The 21,864-nt window shown below is 60.1% G+C and carries 23 protein-coding genes; 12 read left to right on the forward strand and 11 right to left on the reverse strand.

The genetic code is table 11. From position 1 onward, the window contains the following. Positions 1 to 9: 9 nt before the first annotated feature. Entirely contained in the window at positions 10 to 714 is a 705-nt protein-coding gene (locus ACN0WV_RS12565; RefSeq protein WP_084353359.1) for a CoA transferase subunit A, read from the forward strand. Further along, positions 714 to 1,340 (forward strand): 3-oxoacid CoA-transferase subunit B, encoded by a 627-nt coding sequence (locus ACN0WV_RS12570; RefSeq protein WP_417606196.1) that lies wholly within the window; start codon positions 714 to 716, stop codon positions 1,338 to 1,340. Before ACN0WV_RS12565 ends, ACN0WV_RS12570 begins: the two co-directional genes overlap by 1 nt. 346 nt (positions 1,341 to 1,686) lie before the next feature. On the opposite strand, the gene ACN0WV_RS12575 is transcribed toward ACN0WV_RS12570, so the two are convergent. Then, on the reverse strand, positions 1,687 to 2,103 hold the full coding sequence (locus tag ACN0WV_RS12575; protein WP_417606198.1) for a phosphorylase family protein: 417 nt from the start codon (positions 2,101 to 2,103) through the stop codon (positions 1,687 to 1,689). A gap of 117 nt (positions 2,104 to 2,220) precedes the next feature. Between ACN0WV_RS12575 and ACN0WV_RS12580 the strand changes: the two genes are divergently transcribed. Both ACN0WV_RS12580 and ACN0WV_RS12585 read left to right on the forward strand, forming a co-directional pair. Then, the gene (locus ACN0WV_RS12580) at positions 2,221 to 2,406 is read left to right on the forward strand and encodes a hypothetical protein (RefSeq protein ID WP_417606200.1); all 186 of its coding nucleotides are present in this window, start codon (positions 2,221 to 2,223) and stop codon (positions 2,404 to 2,406) included. A 40-nt stretch (positions 2,407 to 2,446) separates the two neighbouring features. Then, complete coding sequence (locus ACN0WV_RS12585; protein ID WP_417606202.1) at positions 2,447 to 4,081, forward strand: SulP family inorganic anion transporter; 1,635 nt, start codon at positions 2,447 to 2,449, stop codon at positions 4,079 to 4,081. Between the two features lie 174 nt (positions 4,082 to 4,255). Here ACN0WV_RS12585 and ACN0WV_RS12590 read toward each other — a convergent pair whose 3' ends face one another. Continuing rightward, on the reverse strand, positions 4,256 to 4,861 hold the full coding sequence (locus tag ACN0WV_RS12590; RefSeq protein WP_084353363.1) for a flavin reductase family protein: 606 nt from the start codon (positions 4,859 to 4,861) through the stop codon (positions 4,256 to 4,258). 75 nt (positions 4,862 to 4,936) lie between these two features. Here ACN0WV_RS12590 and ACN0WV_RS12595 point away from each other — a divergent pair, with 75 nt between their 5' ends. Next, positions 4,937 to 5,422: a GNAT family N-acetyltransferase gene (locus ACN0WV_RS12595; protein ID WP_084353364.1), complete on the forward strand. Its 486-nt coding sequence runs from the start codon at positions 4,937 to 4,939 to the stop codon at positions 5,420 to 5,422. A 49-nt stretch (positions 5,423 to 5,471) separates the two neighbouring features. Then, a complete protein-coding gene (locus ACN0WV_RS12600; protein WP_084353365.1) occupies positions 5,472 to 6,212 on the forward strand; it encodes an EcsC family protein in 741 nt (246 codons plus the stop codon). 6 nt (positions 6,213 to 6,218) lie between these two features. Here the strand turns inward: ACN0WV_RS12600 and ptsP are convergent, their stop codons facing one another. The 5 genes from ptsP to ACN0WV_RS12625 form a co-directional block, all read right to left on the reverse strand. Beyond that, positions 6,219 to 8,459: a phosphoenolpyruvate--protein phosphotransferase gene (ptsP, locus tag ACN0WV_RS12605; RefSeq protein WP_084353366.1), complete on the reverse strand. Its 2,241-nt coding sequence runs from the start codon at positions 8,457 to 8,459 to the stop codon at positions 6,219 to 6,221. A 122-nt stretch (positions 8,460 to 8,581) separates the two neighbouring features. Then, positions 8,582 to 9,817 (reverse strand): aspartate kinase, encoded by a 1,236-nt coding sequence (locus ACN0WV_RS12610; RefSeq protein WP_084353367.1) that lies wholly within the window; start codon positions 9,815 to 9,817, stop codon positions 8,582 to 8,584. 220 nt (positions 9,818 to 10,037) lie between these two features. Next, positions 10,038 to 10,472: a DUF1178 family protein gene (locus tag ACN0WV_RS12615; protein WP_417606204.1), complete on the reverse strand. Its 435-nt coding sequence runs from the start codon at positions 10,470 to 10,472 to the stop codon at positions 10,038 to 10,040. A gap of 61 nt (positions 10,473 to 10,533) precedes the next feature. After that, the gene (locus ACN0WV_RS12620; RefSeq protein ID WP_417606206.1) at positions 10,534 to 11,007 is read right to left on the reverse strand and encodes an NUDIX hydrolase; all 474 of its coding nucleotides are present in this window, start codon (positions 11,005 to 11,007) and stop codon (positions 10,534 to 10,536) included. A 107-nt stretch (positions 11,008 to 11,114) separates the two neighbouring features. After that, the gene (locus ACN0WV_RS12625; RefSeq protein ID WP_417606208.1) at positions 11,115 to 12,320 is read right to left on the reverse strand and encodes a 3-deoxy-D-manno-octulosonic acid transferase; all 1,206 of its coding nucleotides are present in this window, start codon (positions 12,318 to 12,320) and stop codon (positions 11,115 to 11,117) included. Positions 12,321 to 12,837: 517 nt separating this feature from the next. On the opposite strand from ACN0WV_RS12625, the gene ACN0WV_RS12630 reads away from it, so the two are divergent. Next, positions 12,838 to 13,254, forward strand: a complete 417-nt coding sequence (locus tag ACN0WV_RS12630) for a DUF1810 domain-containing protein (RefSeq protein WP_084353371.1) — start codon at positions 12,838 to 12,840, stop codon at positions 13,252 to 13,254. Positions 13,255 to 13,267: 13 nt separating this feature from the next. Here ACN0WV_RS12630 and ACN0WV_RS12635 read toward each other — a convergent pair whose 3' ends face one another. The 4 genes from ACN0WV_RS12635 to ACN0WV_RS12650 form a co-directional block, all read right to left on the reverse strand. Beyond that, a complete protein-coding gene (locus ACN0WV_RS12635) occupies positions 13,268 to 14,401 on the reverse strand; it encodes a glycosyltransferase (protein ID WP_417606210.1) in 1,134 nt (377 codons plus the stop codon). A 191-nt stretch (positions 14,402 to 14,592) separates the two neighbouring features. Further along, complete coding sequence (locus tag ACN0WV_RS12640; RefSeq protein WP_417606212.1) at positions 14,593 to 15,666, reverse strand: dihydropteroate synthase; 1,074 nt, start codon at positions 15,664 to 15,666, stop codon at positions 14,593 to 14,595. Positions 15,667 to 15,676: 10 nt separating this feature from the next. Then, entirely contained in the window at positions 15,677 to 16,600 is a 924-nt protein-coding gene (locus tag ACN0WV_RS12645) for a methylenetetrahydrofolate reductase (RefSeq protein ID WP_417606228.1), read from the reverse strand. 26 nt (positions 16,601 to 16,626) lie between these two features. Next, positions 16,627 to 16,923 (reverse strand): virulence factor, encoded by a 297-nt coding sequence (locus ACN0WV_RS12650; RefSeq protein ID WP_084353388.1) that lies wholly within the window; start codon positions 16,921 to 16,923, stop codon positions 16,627 to 16,629. 210 nt (positions 16,924 to 17,133) lie between these two features. On the opposite strand from ACN0WV_RS12650, the gene ACN0WV_RS12655 reads away from it, so the two are divergent. From ACN0WV_RS12655 to ACN0WV_RS12675, 5 genes are all read left to right on the forward strand, one after another. Next, a complete protein-coding gene (locus ACN0WV_RS12655; RefSeq protein ID WP_417606214.1) occupies positions 17,134 to 17,865 on the forward strand; it encodes a sulfotransferase family 2 domain-containing protein in 732 nt (243 codons plus the stop codon). Positions 17,866 to 17,940: 75 nt separating this feature from the next. Next, positions 17,941 to 19,053: a Ppx/GppA phosphatase family protein gene (locus tag ACN0WV_RS12660; RefSeq protein WP_084353375.1), complete on the forward strand. Its 1,113-nt coding sequence runs from the start codon at positions 17,941 to 17,943 to the stop codon at positions 19,051 to 19,053. 265 nt (positions 19,054 to 19,318) lie between these two features. Continuing rightward, on the forward strand, positions 19,319 to 20,032 hold the full coding sequence (locus tag ACN0WV_RS12665) for an RlmE family RNA methyltransferase (RefSeq protein ID WP_417606216.1): 714 nt from the start codon (positions 19,319 to 19,321) through the stop codon (positions 20,030 to 20,032). Positions 20,033 to 20,408: 376 nt separating this feature from the next. After that, positions 20,409 to 21,044, forward strand: a complete 636-nt coding sequence (locus ACN0WV_RS12670) for an SGNH/GDSL hydrolase family protein (RefSeq protein ID WP_417606218.1) — start codon at positions 20,409 to 20,411, stop codon at positions 21,042 to 21,044. After that, entirely contained in the window at positions 21,041 to 21,535 is a 495-nt protein-coding gene (locus ACN0WV_RS12675; RefSeq protein WP_417606220.1) for a lipocalin family protein, read from the forward strand. The genes ACN0WV_RS12670 and ACN0WV_RS12675 overlap by 4 nt, the downstream gene beginning before the upstream one ends. Positions 21,536 to 21,864 lie beyond the last annotated feature (329 nt).

Consider the following 21,864-nt stretch of genomic DNA (forward strand, 5'->3'; position numbering starts at 1 on the left):
GAGCGTCTTATGAAGAAAGTCTACGGATCGGCGGCAGAGGCCCTCGACGGGCTGCTGTTCGACGGCATGTTCATTTCGGCCGGAGGATTCGGTCTTTGTGGCATTCCCGAGCTGTTGTTGCAGGCGATCAAGGAGGCCGGAACAAAAGATCTGACATTCGCGTCCAACAACGCGGGTGTCGATGATTTCGGAATTGGTATTTTGCTGCAAACCCGTCAGGTCAGGAAGATGATCTCGTCCTATGTCGGCGAGAATGCCGAATTCATGCGCCAGTATCTGAGCGGCGAGCTGGAACTGGAATTCAACCCGCAAGGCACGTTGGCCGAACGCATGCGCGCCGGCGGCAGTGGTATTCCGGGGTTCTACACCAAGACAGGTGTCGGCACGCAGATCGCCGAAGGCAAGGAACACAAGGATTTCGACGGGGAAACCTACATCCTTGAGCGTGGCATCGTTGCGGATCTTTCCATCGTGAAAGCGTGGAAAGCCGACGACACCGGCAATCTGGTGTTCCGCAAGACGGCGCGCAACTTCAACCCTCCGGCAGCCATGAGCGGCAAGGTCTGCGTGGCCGAGGTCGAAGAGATTGTGCCGCGTGGCAGCCTTGACCCCGATCACATCCATCTGCCGGGGATTTACGTTCATCGTCTGGTTCAGGGCGAGCATGAAAAACGCATCGAACAGCGCACCACGCGCAAGCGGGAGGACGCATAATGCCTTGGGATCGCAACCAGATGGCCGCTCGGGCGGCAGAAGAGCTTGAAGACGGCATGTATGTGAACCTCGGTATCGGGATTCCGACGCTGGTGGCCAATTATGTCGGCGACAAGGATATCACGCTACAGTCGGAAAACGGCATGCTGGGCATGGGCCCGTTTCCGGTTGAGGGTGAGGAGGATCCTGACCTGATCAATGCGGGCAAGCAGACGATCACAGAACTGGCCCGGACCTCTTATTTCGACAGTGCGACCTCGTTCGGGATGATCCGGGGTGGCAAGATCGCCGCAGCCATACTGGGGGCCATGGAAGTGGCCGAGAATGGCGATCTGGCGAACTGGATGATTCCCGGCAAGCTGGTCAAGGGCATGGGCGGCGCGATGGATCTGGTGGCGGGCGTCAAGAAGGTGGTCGTGGTAATGGACCACACCAACAAGCATGGTGACAGCAAGCTGTTGAAAGCCTGCACGCTTCCGCTGACCGGCAAGAACGTGGTGAACCGGATCATCACCAATCTGGGCGTGCTGGACGTGGTCGACGGCGGCCTGAAGATCATCGAGACCGCCGAAGGTGTGACCGAAGACGAGCTGCGCGCCGCGACAGAGGCCACGATCGTCAACTGATCTCGCAGGCCTGACCTGGCGGAGTGCGCGTTGCGCGCACGCTCTGTCTGTTTGGCGTACACGTAGATGGGGGCGCTGCCCCCGTCTGCCCTGCGGCAGACTCCCCCGGAGTATTTTGACCGAGAAGAAATGGTGTCAGAGTCGGTCGAAAGCGCAGAGCGCATGGACATTCCTGCGGATTTCTTTCGAAAAGTTGCGACCTTAAGGCCCGATAACTCGAAGATTGTGACACCGCCGGTGATGTTGCCATGCAGCGGCTCCACCACAAGGGTAACGGCTTTTGTCAAGCCAACGGCGTTCGTCAGGTTGCCGAGGATAGGCATGGATTCGACATGTGTGCCGCGCTTTAAGTTGAAAGCCGCCCCGCACGGCGTCGCGTTTGATCAGCGGGGGGCTGTTCCGGCTTTTGAGGGATGTCAGGATGAAGCGTCCAGCGCTTGGCCGCAGCCATGAGGGCAGGGAGTTTGCTTTGTCGTGAACCGCGGCAATCTCTTGATCTGCTTGCGCGCGTTGTCGGCTTTACCTGCCATGGCGGTGACCTTGTCAGAGAGTTCACCTCGCCGTGTTCCGGATGCCACCTTTCATAATCCGTTGCCAGTACGGCGGAGGCGTAGCACAACAATGTCTCGCGGGCGAACCGAGCCTCGGGCATGTTGGTCATGCCGATCACGTCGGCACCCCCAGCTTTCGCGAATATCCGTGATTCCCTCCGGGTTGAAAATTGCGGGTCTTTTATGATCAGGTAGGTGCCGCCCTGAGACATGGTGGCGTCTGTCGCGCGCGGCGCTGGCGCAGGTATTCGTCAGATGCGGGCAGGTCGGATCGCGCGAGGCTCACATGGGCGATGTATCGTGTTTCGAAAAACTTGCAGCGCGCAGTTATGTCCGGCCAATATCTGATCCGACGGCTTGCGCCAGGGGCTGTCCACATCGCGCCGTTGCGCATTGTCCGGCCCGCCAATCCGGTAGAGGCGAGAAGAGCGCTTGGCGGACAACTGACATGGGCGCGCCACGCCGCCGGTTTTTTTGAGGGCGCGGAGGTAGCCAATCGCACGGGATTGCAGTAAGAGCGCGCGATAGCGCCAACATCTTCCCGAAGGATTGTCCATGCCCCGAGCCATGCTGGCTTCGTTTGCCCGTCGTATTGCTGCCTCTGACCTGAACCTTTTGCCAGAGGAAAAACTGACGCCGACGCGGATGCGGATAGAGCTTCTGTCCGGTTTGACGGTGGCGCTGGCGCTGGTGCCCGAAGCCGTGGCTTTTGCCTTTGTCGCAGGGGTGCATCCGCTGGTCGGGCTGTACGCGGCGTTTCTGGTGGGCTTGATCACGGCACTGATCGGTGGGCGTCCGGGCATGATCTCCGGTGCGACGGGGGCCTTGGCGGTCGTCATGGTGGCTCTGGTGGCGCAGCACGGCGTTGAATACCTGTTTGCCACGGTGGTTCTGATGGGGCTGTTGCAGATCTTCGCGGGCGTGATGCAATGGGGCAAGTTCATACGACTGGTGCCACATCCGGTGATGCTGGGCTTTGTAAACGGTCTGGCCATCGTGATTTTCCTTGCACAATTGACGCAGTTCAAGGTGCCCGGCTCGGTCGTCAGCAACGGTCACGGCATGAGCGGGGGCGAGTGGCTGTCCGGCATGCAACTGGCGATGATGCTGGGGCTGGTGGCGCTGACCATGGCGATCATCTGGGCGACACCCAAGATCACCAAGGCGCTGCCGGCACCGCTGGCAGGTATCGGCATCGTCGCGATCATAGTGATCGTGCTGGGGCTGGATGTGCCACGGGTCGGGGACCTCGCCTCGATCCAGGGCGGATTGCCCACGTTCCACATCCCGGTGGTGCCGCTGACCTATGAGACGTTCCGGATCATCCTGCCCTATGCCGTGATCCTTGCAGCGATTGGCCTGATCGAATCCTTGCTGACGCTGAACCTTGTGGGCGAGATGACCGGCAAGCGCGGTGGTGCCAGTCAGGAATGTGTGGCGCAGGGTCTTGCCAACACAGTGACCGGCTTTTTCGGCGGGATGGGCGGTTGCGCGATGATCGGTCAGTCGATGATCAACGTGAAATCTGGTGGCCGAACCCGTGTTGCCGGCATTGCCGCCGCGCTGTTTCTGCTGATCTTTATCCTCTTTGCCTCGCCGATCATCGAAGTGATCCCGCTGGCGGCGCTGGTCGGTGTGATGTTCATGGTGGTGATCGGGACGTTTGCGTGGAACTCGCTGAAGATTCTCGCCAAAGTGCCGTTGATGGATGCGTTTGTGATCGTGCTGGTCACGGTCGTGACGGTATATTCCGACCTTGCCGTTGCGGTTGTCGTGGGCGTGATCGTCTCGGCGCTGGCCTATGCCTGGAACAATGCGCGCCGTATTCACGCCAAGACCCGCGAATCCCTGACGGATCACGGCGCGAAAGTCTACGAAATCCAGGGCCCGCTGTTTTTCGGGTCGGCTGACGGCTTTGCCGAGCTTTTCGATGTCGAGGGCGATCCTGATGTGGTGATTGTCGATTTCGCCGACAGCCGCGTTGTGGACCAATCAGCCCTACAGGCGATCGAGGCCGTCGCGGGCAAGTATGAGGCCGCAGGCAAGATCATCAAGCTGCGTCACCTCAGCCGTGATTGTCATCGCCTTTTGAACAAGGCCGGGCATCTGGTGGTCGATAGCGATGATGATCCCGATTACGAGATCGCGGTGGATTACAACGTGCGCACCGGCATTCTGGGCGGTCACTGATACGGCACGTCAGTGGTAGGGTGCCCACGCGTGCACCCTTGTATCTGCGTTGCATAATCATGCCCGATGGGGCTGCCTGAAATCAAAGTTTCAGGGCCGAAACACAGCAAGCCATACGAGCCAAATGGCAAGGCCGCGCCTCTTGAGATGATTGAGGATGCCCCGGCGAGGGGTCTAGTCGCCGGGCCGCTTCAGGCTGAACTTTTCGCGCACAACCGAATAGTCCCGGTATCCCATACGCGTCAGCGGGTTGAACCTGAGGACGTCAAACTCTCCGTCTATCAGGCAATCATCGCGCAAATGGATGCCGGTTACCTCTCCGAACACGGTGAAGTTCGCCTCGCCCGGAAGCTGGACGATCTGTGTCAGCTTGCATTCAAGGTTGGCGGGCGCTGCGGCGACGCGAGAGCAGGCAATGGTGTCGCATGCGGCTTTCTCGATCCCGGCCAGTTCAAATTCGTCGATCTCGCGATCCCACGGGCCTGATGTTTGGTTCATCACGTCTTTCATTGCGAATTCGACAATATTGACGCAGAACACGCCGGTTTCGCGGATATTGGAAACGCTGTCCTTCGTGCCGTCCCGGTCGGGCTTGGCAGAGGTGGAGGCAAACATCACCTGCGGCGGCTCATACGCCACGGCGTTGAAAAAGGAATAGGGCGCGAGATTATCGCTTCCATCGGCGCCGCGGGTCGAGATCCAGCCAATGGGTCTGGGCGTGACAATGGCATTGAACGGGTTGTGAGGCAGTCCGTGGCCGTCCTGGGGTCGATAGAACATATGTGCTTTCTCCTGTTTGAACGGGACCTTGGACCGTGCTAGGCCAATGTCAACCGCGAAGTCCAAAGGCCGCCCGTGTACCATCTTGAGAAAGAGAAGCCAGACGACTGGTGGGAAGTCGAGGCGCTGTATGATCTGTGCTTTGCGCCGGGTCGAACGGCACTGTCGTCGTATCGTTTGCGCGAGGATGTGGCCCCGGTCGCGTCACTGTCGCGCACCGCGCGGGACGAGGGCGGCATTCTGGGCGGGGCGCTGCGCTATTGGCCGGTGCGGGTTGCGGGTAAGCCCGTGTTGTTGCTTGGACCGGTCGCCGTTCATCCGACCACACAAGGCGAAGGGCTGGCGGCAGCGATGATCCGTGACAGTCTGGCGGGGGCCGCCGAGGAAGGCTGGGAGCGCGTGCTGTTGGTGGGGGATTTGCCCTATTACCGCCGGTTCGGATTCGAGCACGGGCAGGGTGTCGAGATGCCACCGCCCACTAACCCTGAACGGGTTCTGGTGATGTCCTTGGTGCCAGGTGCCTGGGAGGGTGTTGTCGGCATGGTCGAGAAGGACGCTTGAAAGCGGACGCCCGAGGGCCAATGTTACCTAGAGTTGTCAGGAGGGCAGGATGACCGGAACCGCGTTGATTTCCACGGATGTGGATGCCGAACTTGACGGGCTTGCACGTCGGCACAAGGCTGCTGGTGGCATGGGCATGCAGGTTCTTAACCTTCTGGGTGGGCAGGCGGAAAACCTGCTGGAACGCTTGCCTGACAGCATCAAGGATCGGTTGGAGGACACGACAACGCGCGCGTTGACCGTCGCAATGGACGCGGCTGCAAGGTCGCGTGGCGTGGTGCCGGACCAGCGCGGCTGGCTGAATACGGCGGTGACGACAGCTATGGGCGCTGCGGGCGGCTTTGGCGGCTTGCCCACGGCGCTGACAGAGCTTCCGGTGACAACGACCGTGCTGCTGCGTGTGATCCAGGGCATCGCCGCCGAACATGGTCTGGACCCCAATGACCCCGAAGTGCGCAAGCTGTGCCTGACGGTTTTCTCCAGCGCGGGTCCTCTGGAGCGCGATGACGGGGCCGATCTGGCCTTTCTGTCGGCGCGGGTCACACTGACCGGTGCAACGATGCATTCGGTGATCGCCCGTGTGGCACCAAGACTGGCCACCGTGCTGGGCCAGAAGCTGGCCGCGCAGACCATTCCGTTGTTGGGCGCGGTGGCCGGGGCGGCGACAAATTATGCCTATACCAGCTACTACCAGGAAATGGCGCATGTTCAGTTCGGGCTGGAATCGCTTGCACGGCGCAGTGGGCGTGCGCCGGTAGAGCTGATCGAGGATTTGCGCAGGCGTTTGTAACGCGCATCACGCAGAGCGCAGATAGTCCATCACCGCACCGCGCACCGATTGATCGCCGCGTTCTCGCGCCTCGTTTATGGCTGCCTTGACAGCATTGAGGTCCGACCGTCTCAGCAAATGTTTGACTGGCCCGATAGAGGCGGGACGCATCGACAGGGAGTGCAGACCGATGGCGGCGAGGCACAAGGCCTCGACCGGGCGACCTGCGTCTTCGCCACAAAAAGAAAGTTGGGTATTCGTATTCTTGCAGCGCGCCACGATCTGTTCGAGAAAGGTCAAAAAGCTGACATTCAGCGTATCGTAGCGTCGCCGCACACGTTCGTTCTCGCGATCTGCGGCAAAGAAGAACTGTTTAAGATCGTTGCCGCCGATCGACAGGAACTCGACCTCGTCAAAGAACTGGTCGGGCGCGTAGGCAAGCGACGGCGTTTCCAGCATCGCGCCGATTTCCAGCCGTTCCGGCAGGACATGGCCCAGTTTCTCTTCGCGGGCGATGGCCTTGTCCATTTCGGCACGCGCGGCGCGAAACTCTTCGAATTGGGCGACGAACGGGAACATCACGGATAGGGGCCGCCCGTTGGCGGCGCGCAGAAGTGCCTGAAGCTGCATCCGCATCACGCCGGGCTTGTCCAGTCCGACCCGGATCGCGCGCCAGCCAAGCGCCGGGTTGGGTTCGTCATTGGGTTTCATATAGGGCAGAACCTTGTCCGACCCGATATCGAGCGTGCGGAACACCACACGCTGACCCTGAGCGGCATCCAGCACACGGGCATAGAGCGCAGACAGCTCTGATCGTTTGGGCATCTTGTTGCGCACCAGAAATTGCAGCTCTGTCCGGAACAGCCCCACGCCCTGGGCACCGGACCCCTGAAGCGACGGCAGGTCCGCCATCAGCCCTGCGTTCATCATCAATGAAATGGTCTTGCCGCATAAGGTCTCTGCGGGTTTGTCTCGGATCGAGGCATAGCGTTCTTGCGCTTCGGCCTGCATCGCCATCTTGTCACGAAACGCGGTGACGACGGTGTCGTCGGGACGCAAGTGAACCAGACCTTGATCGCCATCGACCATGATGTGATCGCCGTTCAAGGCCTCGGTCGTGATGCGGCCCGCATGGACCACCAGTGGAATCGCCAGCGCGCGCGCCACGATGGCCGCATGGCTGCCGACAGACCCTTCTTCCAGCACTACCCCTTTGAGCGACCGGCCGTAATCCAACAGTTCGGCCGGACCGATATTACGCGCGACCAGAATCGGGTCGTCCGGCAGTTCCGCGCCAGTCTCGCTGCCTTGTCCCGACAGCAGGCGCAACAGGCGATTGGACAGGTCATCAAGGTCGCTCAGACGTTCGCGCAGGTAGTTGTCCGTCACCTGTGCCATGCGTGACCGGGCGGTGGATTGTTCTTTCTCGACAGCGGCTTCAGCGGAAAGACCGCGCTGGATGTCCTCTTCCATCCGCCGCATCCAGCTTTTGGAATTGGCGAACATGCGGTAAGCTTCGAGCACCTGAAGCTGATCATTGTCGCCGCCGACCGCGCCTTCCAGCATCTGATCGACCCCGACGCGCAGCCGTTCGACAGCTTCGTGAAGACGTTCCAATTCGCGTTCCGGATCGTCGGACACCAGATTTGTGACAACAACGCGGGGTTCGTGCAGCCAGACATGGCCTTCTGCCGAGCCCTCCTGACCGGTGGTGCCACGCACGACAACCTGATGCTGATGGCGGGCAGACAGTGCTGCACCCTCGCCCGCAAAGGCACCCAGCTCTGTCATCTCGGCCAGCACCATGGCGACGACTTCCAGTGCGTAGGTCTCGTCGGCGGTGAACTGCCGTGCCTGTTTCGACTGGACGACCAGAACGCCCAGAGTTTCCCCCAACCGTTGGATCGGAACGCCGAGAAAGCTGGAATAGATCTCCTCGCCGGTTTCCGGCATGAAGCGGAAACCTTTTTCAGAAGGCGCATCGGCCGCATTGATGACGTTGCTGGTGCGCGCCACGCGCCCGACCAGGCCTTCGCCAAGACGCATGCGTGTCTGATGGACGGCTTCTGGTTTCAATCCTTCGGTCGCACACAGCTCCAACGTGTCTTCGTCGCGGAACAGGTAGACAGAGCACACCTCTGTCTTCATCGAATCGGCTGTAAGATGTGTGATCTTGTCGAGGCGCGCCTGCCCGGCAGCGTCCTCGGCCATGGTGTCTCGCAAACGGCCAAGCAGTTTGCGGCTTTCGGATTCAGTCGTTTGCACCATCGTGTGGTTGGCGTTCCCAATCTCTACGGTCGCTCGACCTTAGACCACATGAACCTCGGAAGAGAAACGTGTAATGCAACGCTGTTACACGAAATTCACGTTATGCGGGTGCAGGACCTCGGTCAGGCTTTCTCCAACTCGAACGCGTCATGCAGGGCCTGAACGGCCAGTTCCATGTATTTGCGATCAATCAGCACAGAGATCTTGATCTCGGACGTTGCGATAACCTTGATGTTGATGCCCTCGTTCGACAGCGTCTTGAACATCTTGGCAGCAACGCCGGACTGGCTGCGCATCCCGATGCCCACGGCCGAGATCTTGGCAGTGTCCTTGTCGGCGATCAGCTCATTAAAGTTGATCTCACCGCGTGTCTTGGCTTCGGTCAGCGCCTTTTCGGCGCGCAGGACCTGATCGGTGGGGCAGGAAAAGGTCATGTCAGTACGACCTTCCTCGGCGATATTCTGGATGATCATATCGACATTCACGCCCGCGTCGGACAGCGGTCCGAAGATCGCCGCGGCAATGCCGGGACGGTCGGCGACCGATACGAGGGTCATCTTCGCCTCATCCCGAGAGAAGGCGATACCAGAGACGGGCCGATTTTCCATAATTTCCTCCTCGTCGCAGACCAATGTTCCTGCGTCGTCAGATTGCTCTCCGAAAGAGCTGAGCACACGCAGTTTCACGTTATACCGCATGGCCAGCTCGACAGAGCGGGTTTGAAGCACCTTGGCCCCCAGAGAGGCCAGTTCCAGCATTTCCTCGAAGGCGATCTTTTCAAGCTTGCGCGCCTTCGGACTGACGCGGGGATCCGTGGTGTAGACGCCATCGACATCGGTGTAGATGTCGCAGCGTTCGGCACCGAATGCGGCGGCAAAGGCCACCGCGGTGGTGTCAGACCCGCCACGCCCCAGCGTGGTGATGCGGCCCTCGTGGCTGAGGCCCTGAAACCCCGCGACCACGGCCACGCGCATGCCTTCGGCAAATTTCGCGTTGATATTTTCGGTGGGAATTTCTTCGATGCGCGCGGCGGAATGGGCCGATGTGGTGCGCACCGGGACTTGCCAGCCTTGCCAGCTGCGCGCGGGCACGTCCATTTCCTGAAGCGTCAGCGCCATCAAGCCTGCGGTGACATTTTCGCCAGAGCTGACGACGGCATCATATTCGCGGGCGTCAAACAGTGGCGAGGTTTCGTTGACAAACCCTACCAGCTTGTTGGTTTCGCCCGACATGGCCGAAACAATGACGATCACGTCATAGCCTTTGGCAACCTCGACGCCCACGCGTTTCGCGACGCGCCGAATACGGTCCAGCGTGGCGACGGACGTGCCGCCGAATTTCATCACAAGAACTGGCATGGTGTGCCCTCGGGATCAGCTTCTGGGGCCATTTACGCAAGCAATGCGCCATAGGCAAGGCCAACCCGCGCGGACAGACGCGCCAAAGCGTCTCTTTCGTGCGCATTATGTTGTGTAAGGCAGTGTCCAATCGACCATGACGCACATACAGGAAGAAGCCAAACGCGGGTGTTCGTCGCCCGGCTTGCGCGGTGGAACTCTTGATCGGACCGTGCTGCGATCAGTTGGTCTTGCGCGAGGGCATGAAGGGCAGGGGGGCCACCTGAACGCCGTCATCCAACAGTTTCCTGGCGTCCTCGCCCCTGGCTTCGCCCCAGATCGGGCGGGCTGGGGCATCGCCATCGTGCATCGCCCGCGCCTGGGTCGCGAAATCGCGGCCCACATAGGTCGCGTTTTCTTCGACATGTTGGCGCAGTTTCGCCAATGCCTGTTCGGCAGGGTTTGTCGGCTTGGAAAGTGGACGGTCATTGGAAGACTGTGCGGTCTCGCGCGATTGGCTGACACGCGGTGCCATGATCGCCTTTTCCACCTTGGATGAGCCGCAGACGGCACAAACGATCATGCTCGCCGCCTTGAGTTTTTCAAAGGCGGACGCGGACTGAAACCAGCTGTCAAAGCGGTGATCTTCGGTGCATTTGAGTGTGTACTGGATCATGTGAAACCAAAAAACCGTTGCCCGTCAAAGATAAGCACTGGCCCGACAAGATCAAGCCGGACTAGAGTTGCAACGCCTTGGGATCGAATTGCAGCAACAACTGTGCCAGATCGGCCTCGCGCACCGCGGCGGCGGCCTTCTTGCGACCGAACCACTTGCGCTTGCGCTGCCCCGCCTCTGGATAGGTCTGCTCCAGGGTTTTGACCTTCAGGGGGTGAACCATGGCAACGCAGGTCATCCCGGCCTGTTGCGGGCCGGACTTCGAATAGGTGAAGATGCCGATACACGCATCGTACAGATCACCCCTAACGCCGGCTTCTTCCCAGGCTTCCTGCCGAGCGGCCTCACCCGGCGTGTGCCCACGAATCGGCCAGCCCTTGGGCAGGATCCAGCGATTGGACCCGCGTGTTGTGACCAACAGGATCTGAGGCTTGCCTTTCCGGACCCGATAACAAAGCGCCGCGCATTGTGTATGCAGCCCGCCGGGACCGACAGTGTGAAGCGGCGTTGTCTGAGGCTTTCCGATGAGCGTCATCCGGGGACCATTGTATCAGCGTTTGAAGGAAGGGTAGAGGTCAAATTCCGACTTGACCAGACCAGAGATTTGGCGCGCCCGATATTTAGCGAAACCCGCGTTTTGGCTCAGCCCGTCAACAGGTGCCCGAGATCCGCTTTCACTTTCTTCAAAGCGTCGCCCTGCATCAGCGCGGCTTGAGCGGCCGCGCCGAATTCGGCCTGTGAGGCGGTCGTGTCCAGATCGCAAAGCGCCTTTGCCAGTTCTTCGGCATTGCCGATGCAGATCGAGGCCCGTGCGCGTTGCAGCCGACCGAAGGCCGACGAAAAGTTGTCAACATCCGGTCCGTGGATCAATGCCGCGCCAAAGGCTGAGGGTTCGTATGGCGTGTGTCCACCGCGATCGCTGAGCGTGCCGCCGATGAAAACCGTGCCTGCCACCGCATACCACAGCGCCATTTCGCCCATCGTATCGGCAAGCAAGACCTCTTTGTCGATTGCGTCAGACCGGCTGCGCTGCGCGAATTTCAGGCCCGCCGCTGTCAGGGCTTCGGCAATCCCGGCACCGCGTGCGGGATGTCGTGGTGCTATGATCAAGCGCAGACCGGGCCGGACCGCGCGGGCCGCGAGATGGGCTGCGATCACCACCGCCTCATCGCCCGGATGGGTAGAAGCTGCCAGCCAGGTCTGCGCGCGCGGAAAGCAGGCGCGCAGCGTGGCGTCGGGTGTCAGATCCTGCGGTGGGGTGTAGCTGGCCTTGAGATCCAGCACCGGACCCACGGCAGAGGCTCGCAACCCCAACGCCCGCAGTCGTGCCAGGGACCGGCAGTCCTGCGCGGAAAGGTAGCTGATACGCCCCAGCACCTTGCGGGCCAAGCCCCCGAACCGTGCCCAGCCCCGCGCGGTGCGTTTTGTCAGGCGCGCGCCGAAGATCGCCACTGGTATGCCTGCGGCAGCGCAGCGCATCACCCTGTCGGGCCAAAGCTCTGATTCCATTGTGATATGCAACTGAACGTCCCATTTCCGCAGCATGCGCCGATTGATGAAACCAAGATCCAAAGGCGCTAGGCGGACGTGAAGCCTGCTGATCCCCCAGGACCGTGCGAGAGTGGCTGCGGTGGCGGTGTTGCACGTGATCAGCACGCCCATATCGGACCGCACCGTCAGAACATGCTCAATCAAGCCGCGCGCCGATGCCAGTTCTCCATTGGAGGCGGCGTGCAACCACAGGTGCGGTCCAGAAGCCGCCGGGCCGCGTCCAAGACGGTCAGATGCCAGGGCCCAATCGCCCCGTAAGCAGGGGCGGACCAACAGCACAACTGACGCAAGGGTCATGAGAATTCGATACAAGAACACAGAGGATCAAAGCGCTCGTAAGGTGAGTGACGTGAATGTTAGGGACCTATGGCGCGGTGCGGTGCTTGGCAAGTCTTTGACATGCCCCTGCGGATCAAGGGCGGACGTCGGACTGCGCATCAGGCTTGCTCCGGCGTTGGGATTCGTGAACAAATGACGGGTCGTTGCAGGTCTGCCTGTGCTGGCCGCCGGGTTGATGTTTGGTGCTATGACATGAAGTACCGTTGAGCAGCAGAGCCGACCCGCGCGAAGCAAGAGTGCCAAATGCAATCCGATATGTGTTGCACGCTGCATTCACCCCGCAATATTGCCCTCATGGTCATAATCTGCCGATGAAGATTTATAAGTACTGACAATTCGCTGTTATAATTTAAGGCGCTACCGTTAATTTTTAATGTTGGCGCACGCCATCTGCAAAATGTCGCGATTTTTTCCATTCACAGCGGTGCCAATCGCGTTACTCTGCCGGTGATTGTGGGATAGGTGGAAGACATCAATGTCGCTGGACAGGTTCCTGAAAGTACAGGCACAGACTTACCCCGTCGCGCTGGCCGAGATTCGCAACGGCAAGAAGATGACGCATTGGATGTGGTTTATCTTTCCCCAGCTCGCCTCCTTGGGCCGGTCGCAAACATCGGAAATTTTCGGGATTAGCGACGGTGCCGAAGCGGCGGCCTATCTGGCCCATCCGGTGTTGGGCACCCGGCTGATAGAGATTTCACGCGCGATGATGCAGCACGAAGGCACCCCGCCGATTCAGATACTGGGAAAAGTGGACGCGCTGAAACTTCGGTCCTCGGCGACGCTCTTTGCGGCCCAAAGCAACGATCATGCTGTGTTTGATGACATCCTCGGCGCGTTCTACGGTGGCACACCTTGTCCCCTGACGTTGAAGCTATTGTCGCGGGAATAGACAAACGGGACCGTCAGGCGATGGTCGCGAGAATCCTGGCTTCCAGTTTCTTGAGCAGAACGTCATTGTCAAAGCGCTGCTCGGCCACCTGACGGGCGCGGATTGCCATCTCCGGCAGATCGGGGGCTTGCATTGCGTGGCGAATGGCTGCGGTAAAGCCTGCCGCGTCGTGTTCCTCCACCAGCCAGCCGGTGCTGCCCTCGTCAATCGCTTCCGGAATCCCGGCATGGCGGGTTGAAACAGTGACGCATCCACAGGCCATCGCCTCTTGGATCGCGGTTGGAAGGCCTTCGGTATTGCCGTTGGCCGCCGTGATCGAATGTTGCAGGAAGAACTGCGCGGTGGCCAGTTTGCCACGCACAAACCCATGCGGCTGGCTGCCGTGAAAGCTCACACGGGGCATTGCATCCAAATCGTTGGCCAGCTTTTTCGCATCTTCCAGAAGTGGACCATCGCCGATGAAATCCAGATGCGCGTCTGGCAGATCATGCGTCGCTTCGGCAAAGCTGCGCAGCGTCGTCAGAGGTGCCTTTTTCTCGACAAAGCGCCCGACGGCCAGACAGTTGAGAGGCTGCTTCTGCCCCGGCACGAATTGCCTGACATCGACGCCGGACGGGATCACCGTGGAGTTGAGATGACGGATGCCGTGTTTTGCCAGATTATCCAGCAAGAATTGCGAGACCGAGAACACGCCCTCCAGGCGCGGCATCATCCGTCTGTAAGCCTCGCGCATACGTTCGGTCTGGATGGCCTTGGACGCATCCGTGCCACGGAAATAAGTGAATATCGGCAGGCCCAACTCATTGGCGATCGGTGCCATTGCAAGCGCCTGAGTGCCAAATTCGGCAAGGATCAATTCCACTTTCTGGGTACGCAGAAAATCTGCCAGATCACGCTTGGCCTTGCCGAACGGCAGGCGGGACGTGTTGTGCACGATCCGGTTGTGCAGCATCCAGTAGGGTGCCGTCAGCAGGTCAGCGGTTGTGGGTTTTTCGCGCCGCGCAAACCATGCCTTGTCATAGGGGTTTTCACTGTGAAAACGCCCGCAGACGACCACGGTATCGCCGCCAAACAGGTGCTGGATGTGGCGGTTGATGAAGGTTTCGCCGCCGATATAATATTCGCCTGTGACAATTGCCGTGCGCATGCGCCATTTTCTCCGGCTGAACGTGTTCTGCTCAGGTCCGTAGCAGCGCGGGCGGCTGCGGGCAATGTCGGGTGCGCGTCAGAAATGGCGGATTTCCGTCCAATAGGCGCAGTATGACGGTTTGGTGTGTGATGGCAAAAGGCCCGCGAGACGATTCCCGCAGACCCTTTGATTGCGATCCTGATTGCCGATCAGGCGCGGCGACGACGCCCCCCGCGACGACCCGAGGTTGCCTCGCCTGCCGTCGCACCGACCTTGTTGAACTGGATCCAGGATCCGCCATGCGCATCATTGTTGGTCAGCAGGTTGGCGGCGCGGATCGCCTCCATCTCTTTGCCCGGACGCGGCAGGGTAGAGCCCAGTCCGAAAAGCGTCACGAAGGTTTCGTCGTCAATATCGTCGGGCAGAATGATGCCTGCCGCCATGACCTGTGCCTTCTTCTCGGCGATCTTGGTCTGGTTCACCGCCAATGCCACCGGATTCATGATCGCAGACGTCATGCCCGCGCCCATTGCCATCGGCAGGAAAGCGTTGTTGATCCCGTGACGGTTGGGCAGGCCAAAGCTGACATTGGACGCGCCGCAGGTGGTGTTCACGCCCAACTCGTCACGCAGGCGACGCACAAGCGCAAAGACCTGAAGGCCGGCGGTGGCCATCGCGCCGATCGGCATGACCAGCGGATCAACGACAATGTCATGCGCGGGGATGCCGAAATCCGCGGCGCGTTCGACAATTTTCTTTGCCACGGCAAAGCGCACATCCGGATCTTCGGAAATGCCGGTGTCGTCGTTAGAGATCGCCACCACGGGCACATTGTATTGCTTGACCAGCGGCAACACCATTTCCAGACGTTCTTCCTCGCCGGTGACGGAGTTGAGCAGCGGACGGCCTTCGCAGGCCTCCAGGCCCGCCTTCAAGGCACCGGGCACCGAACTGTCGATGCAAAGCGGCGTATCGGTCACGGCCTGAATGCGGCGGATCATCTCGGGCATCAGCATCGGCTCGACAAAGTTGTTGTCGGCATAGCGCGGATCTTCGGCCATCTTGTTGGAAAACACGGCACCCGAGTTCACATCCAGGATGTTGGCACCCGCAGCGGCCTGTGCAATCGCATCGGCCTCGACGCGAGAAAAGTCATCGCGCTCAAGCTCTTCGGACAGGATCTTGCGGCCTGTGGGATTGATCCGCTCGCCGATCACGCAGAACGGTTCGTCAAATCCTATGACGGCGGTTTTTGTTTTGGATTCAACGATGGTACGGGTCATTCTTAACCTTTCAGCTATTGGCTGGTTTGGTGGCGTCGCCACCGTTTTGGGTGGCCCAGTCGGCATTTGCCTTGATCCCGCCCAGCGGGAAGAAATGCACTTGCTCGATATTAAAGTCGGGATGTGCGGCCTTGTGGGCGGCAAGCTTGGCGATCACGTCAGTGGGCTCGTAGGGAAGAAGCAGTTTCGTCACGTCCATGGCACGTTTCTGAAGAACCCTGAGCGACGGGCCGACACCGCAGGCAATGGCGAATTTTATCAGGGTCTGAAGCTTTGCAGGACCGGCGATGCCGATATGGATGGGCAGGTCGATGCCAGCCTTCTTCAGCCCGTCGGCCCAGGCGATGATCGGATCGGGGTCAAAGGCGAATTGCGTCGAAAGCGCCATCTTGGCATCTGTCCGCTCGCTGAATTTCTGTTTCCAGACAAGCGCTTCAGAGACGTTTTTCATGCTGCCATCAGGGTCGATGTCGCGGTTGCCTTCGGGGTGGCCGGCCACATGCAGGCGGGTAAAGCCCGCCTTGTCGAACAGTCCGGTTTCCAGAAGCTGCATGGAACTGTCAAATGCGCCTACAGGCTGCGAGACACCGCCAGCCAGAAGCAACGCCTGGGTCACGCCTGCCTCGCCCTGATAGCGCGCGATCCAATCGGCCAGCGTTGCCTGATCCTTGATGATCCGGGCCGGGAAATGCGGCATGACGTTATAGCCATCGCGCGCCAGCCGTGCGGCTGTCGCGACCATGTCGGCAATATCCGTGCCGTCGATATGGGCGATATACACGCGAGTGCCTTCGGGCAGGAGATCGCGGAAGTCCTCGACCTTTTCGGCGGTCCGCGGCATCACCTCGATAGAGTAGCCTTGCAGGAAAGCCTGAACCTCGGGCGCGATGCCGGGGGCTGCGTCAGCCTTCTTGCGAAAATTCAAAAGCGCCATCGCGGCCTCCCAAAGCTTGGCTGGACTCATGCCCGGCCATTGTTGTCGATCAGTTGCTTGATACGGTCCCGGTCATATTCGGCATCCAGACGCGCCACTTCCGCGGCCAGCACCTCTTCCGATGCGCCCTCGACGGGATAGGGGGCGGCCTTGCGCCATTCCGCAAGGTAGTCATCCGTTCCCGCCGCGCCGGATTTCATCGCCGCACGGTCGATGGCCTGCTCGAACCTTTCGGGCAGTTGCGCCTTCGCCCCGCGACGGCCTTTGCCAACGATGATTTGCGCAGGAATGTCGCGCCAGTAGACGATAGTGACATCGGGCATTTTCGAATCCTCGGACCAGTTAGGCATCTGTAATTCACCGGAGCAGCATCCCGGCGACGTTTTTCGACATTTGTGACGCTTTGAGCGACGCTGCCACCTTACGGCTGGGCGCGGGCAGGGGCCAGTGGCGGGGCGATGAAATAACCGGGGACAAATGATGAGCCTCGCTCATGTTAGGCGGTCAGGCACCGCTTGACCCTGCGCCGCCATATGCGGATAGTGCCGCGCGAAGAACGGCGGCCGGGAGCCGCCGCACCGTCAGGCAGCATGCAGGAACAGTCATTGGCCATCGCCATTCCAGCGTACAAGATCGCCTATATGGCTGTGCCCAAGGCGGGGTGTTCTTCGGTCAAGGCCGCGCTGGCGCATCTTGATCCCGGCGTCACGATCCCGCCCGAGGACGAGATCACGGTGATGACATGGCATGCGATCTATCCGACGGTGCGTTATCGGCGGCGAGCGTGGCACAATCTGTCGGACCACTGGCGCTTTACCGTGGTGCGCGATCCGGTACGGCGGATGCTGTCGGTCTATACCAACCGGGTGGTCCAACTGCGCGACCTTCATATGAGCCGCAAGTTGCGCGACCGTCCCGAATTCGCCCATCTCAGCCGTGATCCAGACCCGGATTATTTCTTTCAGCACCTGCCCGAATACATGAAAGGGTCATCGGTCATCAAGCATCACTGTCTGGGGACAAAGCTGTTCATCGGTCCGCGGCCGCTGCAATATGACCGCGTCTACAAGACCGAAGAGATGGGCCAACTGGCGCGTGATCTGTCGGACCGAACCGGGCAGCCGGTCGAGATGCGGCGCGAAAACCCGTCCGAGATGAAGCTGACACTGGATGATCTGGCACCGCAAACCATCGACGCGATCCGGCCCCTGCTGGAGATGGAATACCGGCATCTGTCCGACTATTTCGAGAATCCACTGAAGTAGCGTCACGACAATCTTGCAGGTCATGCGCTTGCTGCGTATCGTGACAGCAAGTTGAAAATCGGAAAGGCGCATCACATGGCGCCAAAGCGTCCCAAAGGTGCGGGCGCATTCCCTAAACCGGTTGAATGGTCCGCGCCCAAACCGCCAGATCCATCCGAGCTTTATGCCGCGCTGGATCTCGGCACGAACAGTTGTCGAATGCTGATTGCCCAGCCCAAGGGCAGCCAGTTTCACGTTGTAGACAGTTTTTCCAAGTCGGTGCAGCTCGGCTCTGGGTTGGAAAGGTCTGGGCGGCTGAGCCGTGCGTCCATGAACCGGACCATACAGGCGTTGCGCGTCTGCCACCAGAAACTGTCGCGCCACGAGGTGCGCCACATGCGGCTTGTGGCGACAGAAGCATGTCGGCGGGCCTCCAACGCCCGCGACTTCATCCGGCAAGTCAAACGTGAGACGGGCTTGGACCTTGAGGTTATCCAGCCGGAAGAAGAGGCGCGACTGGCGGTAATTTCCTGTGCGCCGCTGGTGTCGACAAAAACCGAACAATTGCTGGTGGTCGATATCGGGGGCGGCTCGACAGAACTGGTCTGGATTGACCTGTCCTCTGTGCCGAACCGTGAACGGCCCCGCGCCATCATGCGGCTTCATGCCGGGTTTCACACCAGCGTCAGCCCGTTTACCGCCGCCAAGGTCGTGGACTGGATATCCGTGCCGCTTGGCGTGGCCACCCTGCGCGACCAGTTCTCGGACGTCGAGGACGATGCCGCGCGTTATGCCTTGATGAGCTGGTTCTTCGAGGAAAACCTTGCCGAATTCGCGCCCTATAAAGATGAACAGGCGCGCGAGGGGTTTCAGATCGTGGGCACCTCCGGCACCGTCACCACGGTTGCGGCCTCTCATCTGGGGCTGAAACGCTATGACCGGACAAAAGTTGACGGGCTGCGCATGACCTCGGACCAGATCGAGAAGGTGATCAATCGCTATCTGGAGCTTGGCCCCGCCGGGCGCTACCGCGATCCCCGGATCGGTCAGGACAGGCAAGCCCTGATCATGTCCGGCTCTGCGATCTTGCAGGCCTTGCTGCGGTGTTGGCCGACCGACAGGCTGTCCGTGGCCGACAGAGGCCTGCGCGAAGGGCTTCTATACGCGCAGATGTGCAGTCACGGCGTTCTGGAAGACGGGCCTTACTGACGGGTCTTTGACGGGGCGAGGTTGGACTCTTATATGTCTCGCAGAAATTCGTCCCGGCCCAACGCCGCGTAATGCTTATCGCGAGGCAGCCGGATATGGCTGGGGGTCGCGCGTTCACAAGGTCTTTGCCGTCCCGGCAGTGCCCCCCCTGCCTTCGTTGTGCCGCGCCGGATTGAAACCCGTCGCCAACCCTCGTAGGATATGCCACCGGATGCCGGAGCCCCAACACGGGCGCCGCCCGCAGCAACGGCACGAAACGGATCCCATGGCAAAGAACACCTCCGGGCGCGGGCAGCGCGACCTGAAAGTCCAAGTCAAAAGCGCACGCGGACGCAAGCTGTCTTCGACGCGCTGGCTTCAGCGGCAGTTGAACGATCCTTATGTGAAACGCGCTGCCGCCGAGGGCTACCGGGGCCGGGCCGCGTTCAAGATCCTTGAGCTGGATGAAAAGTACCGCTTTCTGGTGCCCGGTGCGCGGGTCGTCGATCTGGGCTGTGCCCCCGGCGGCTGGTGTCAGGTCGCCGTCAAGCGGGTGAACGCTATGGGTGAGAAATCCGGCAAGGCGGTTGGCACGGTGTTGGGCATCGACCTTCAAGAAGTCGAGCCGATCCCGGGTGCGGAAATCCACGTCATCGACTTTCTGGATGCAAATGCCGACACGCAGGTACGCGACTGGCTGGGCGGTTCGGCCGATGTGGTGATGTCGGACATGGCTGCGTCGTCCTCGGGGCACAAGCAGACCGATCACTTGCGGATCATCCATCTATGCGAGGCGGCCGCGTATTTTGCTTTTGATGTGCTGTCGCCGGGCGGCACGTTTGTCGCCAAGGTTCTGGCAGGCGGGGCAGAGGGCGACCTTCAGAAACTGCTCAAACAGCGCTTCACCAAGGTCGCGAACGTCAAGCCACCATCCTCACGCTCGGACAGTTCAGAGAAATTCGTGGTCGCCACTGGGTTTCGGGGCACCGAAGAAAGCTGATCCGGCATCCATCGCAAGGATGCGATCGCGTTTTCCTGAAAGCTGCGCGTAACATGCGGTGAGACGCAGGCATACTCGGCGTCATATGTCGTCACGCCCTGCATGTGCAAAACTCGCGTTTGCAGGGTTGTCACCCGCAAGCGTCGTCTCTCCTTACGGGACACTGAAGACCTTGCGATGTTGCATGCCGTTTCCTTTGCAGTCACATGATGGTCGCCAATTCTTGGGAACGGCTTAAAGCCTCAGTTTGCAGTGCATTTGCGACACAATCGACTCGGTCGGTCGATTGGCGCCGGCGGGGCAGGGCGAAATTGCTGACTGGACAGGGCGTGCTTCTCCGCCAATGCTGCGCAAAGACAAAGCAGAGAGGCAAGCGATGACCACCATCCTCGTCTATGGCGACAGCAACAGTCACGGCACCATACCATTGCAGCGGTTGGGACAGGCGGCGCGGTTTGCGCCCCAACATCGCTGGCCCGCCGTTATGGCCGACAGGTTGGGGCCCGAGATCCGTGTGATTGACGAAGGGCTGCCGGGCCGGACCACCGTACATGATGATCCGATCGAGGGCGGCGCGCGCAATGGGCTTGCCGTGTTGCCAGCGGTCCTGCTCAGCCACGCACCGCTTGATCTGCTGGTGCTGATGCTGGGAACGAATGACCTGAAGTCGCGCTTCTCAATCACCGCATGGGAAATCGCGCGCGCGGTAGAGCGGCTGGTCGTGACGGCGCGCACCGAATTGCCAGGGCTCGACATAATGATCATAGCACCAGCCCCTGTGCGCGAGGTCGGTTCGCTTAAGGATGTCTTTGTCGGGGCCGAGGCGCGCCAGTCCGGGCTAACTGCCCATCTGGCGCGGGTTGCGGAAACGCAGGGCTGCGGCTTTGTCGATGCGAGTACACATATAGAAGTGTCGATGGTCGATGGCGTCCACTGGGAAGCCCGGGCACACGTGAGCTTTGGCACGGCTATGGCCGATCTTGTTGCGGCGCGCCTGAAGGGCCGAACATGAGAATTGCAATTGTCTGGCCGCTTCTGCTCGCGGGGTGCATTGCAGCAAAGCCAGACAAACCTACCGTCAGCTTTCGCGACACCTCGGTTGCAATCTCTTCGAGCACCAGATTCGATCCGCAAAGATTCGCGGGCGACTGGACCCGTCTGGCTGACTTCGGCTCCCCCTATACTGATGCAGGCTGCCGCACGCTGCGATTCACCCCGCTGCCCGACAATAAAATGGCGCTACAAAGCTGCGGAGACGGGGCCGGGGCGGCTATGCCGTACGCGATCGCACCGTTCGGCCGCCTTGAGGCGGAGGGGACGGATCCAATCTGGGTGTTGTGGGTTGCTGAAGATTTCGGAACGGCCGTGTTGGGTACACCATCGGGGGCTTTTGGCTGGATTGTGAACCGCGGGCCACGCATCCAGCCCGATCGCTATAATGCGGCAACAGACCTGTTGGAGTTCAACGGTTACGACTCCTCCCGCCTCAAAAGGCGTCAATGACGCCAAATCGAGCGCCAGAGTCCGCGAATGAATCGGTCGACCGTCATTGTCGGCGGTTGCCCTTGGGGAAGTCCCGCTGATTCACTCCGGAGTCGCCGAGGATTCGTCCGATCTTGGGCTGAAAATGGTGAAATCCATGTGTGTCGCGTAAAAAAAGATGATCTTTTCGAACTTTAATTTATTATTGTAAATCAATAAGATAATCGTTTTTATGGTGTCGAAATTTGACCAAAATAGCAAAAAAATGGGGGTAATCCATATTTTCTATAAGAAAGTGCTTGCGGGTTTTGTGCACTGGCCGTAGAACCCCCTTCACCGGCGGCGCAGAG

It is taken from the genome of Primorskyibacter flagellatus (genome assembly GCF_048268605.1).
Lineage (GTDB): Bacteria > Pseudomonadota > Alphaproteobacteria > Rhodobacterales > Rhodobacteraceae > Primorskyibacter > Primorskyibacter flagellatus.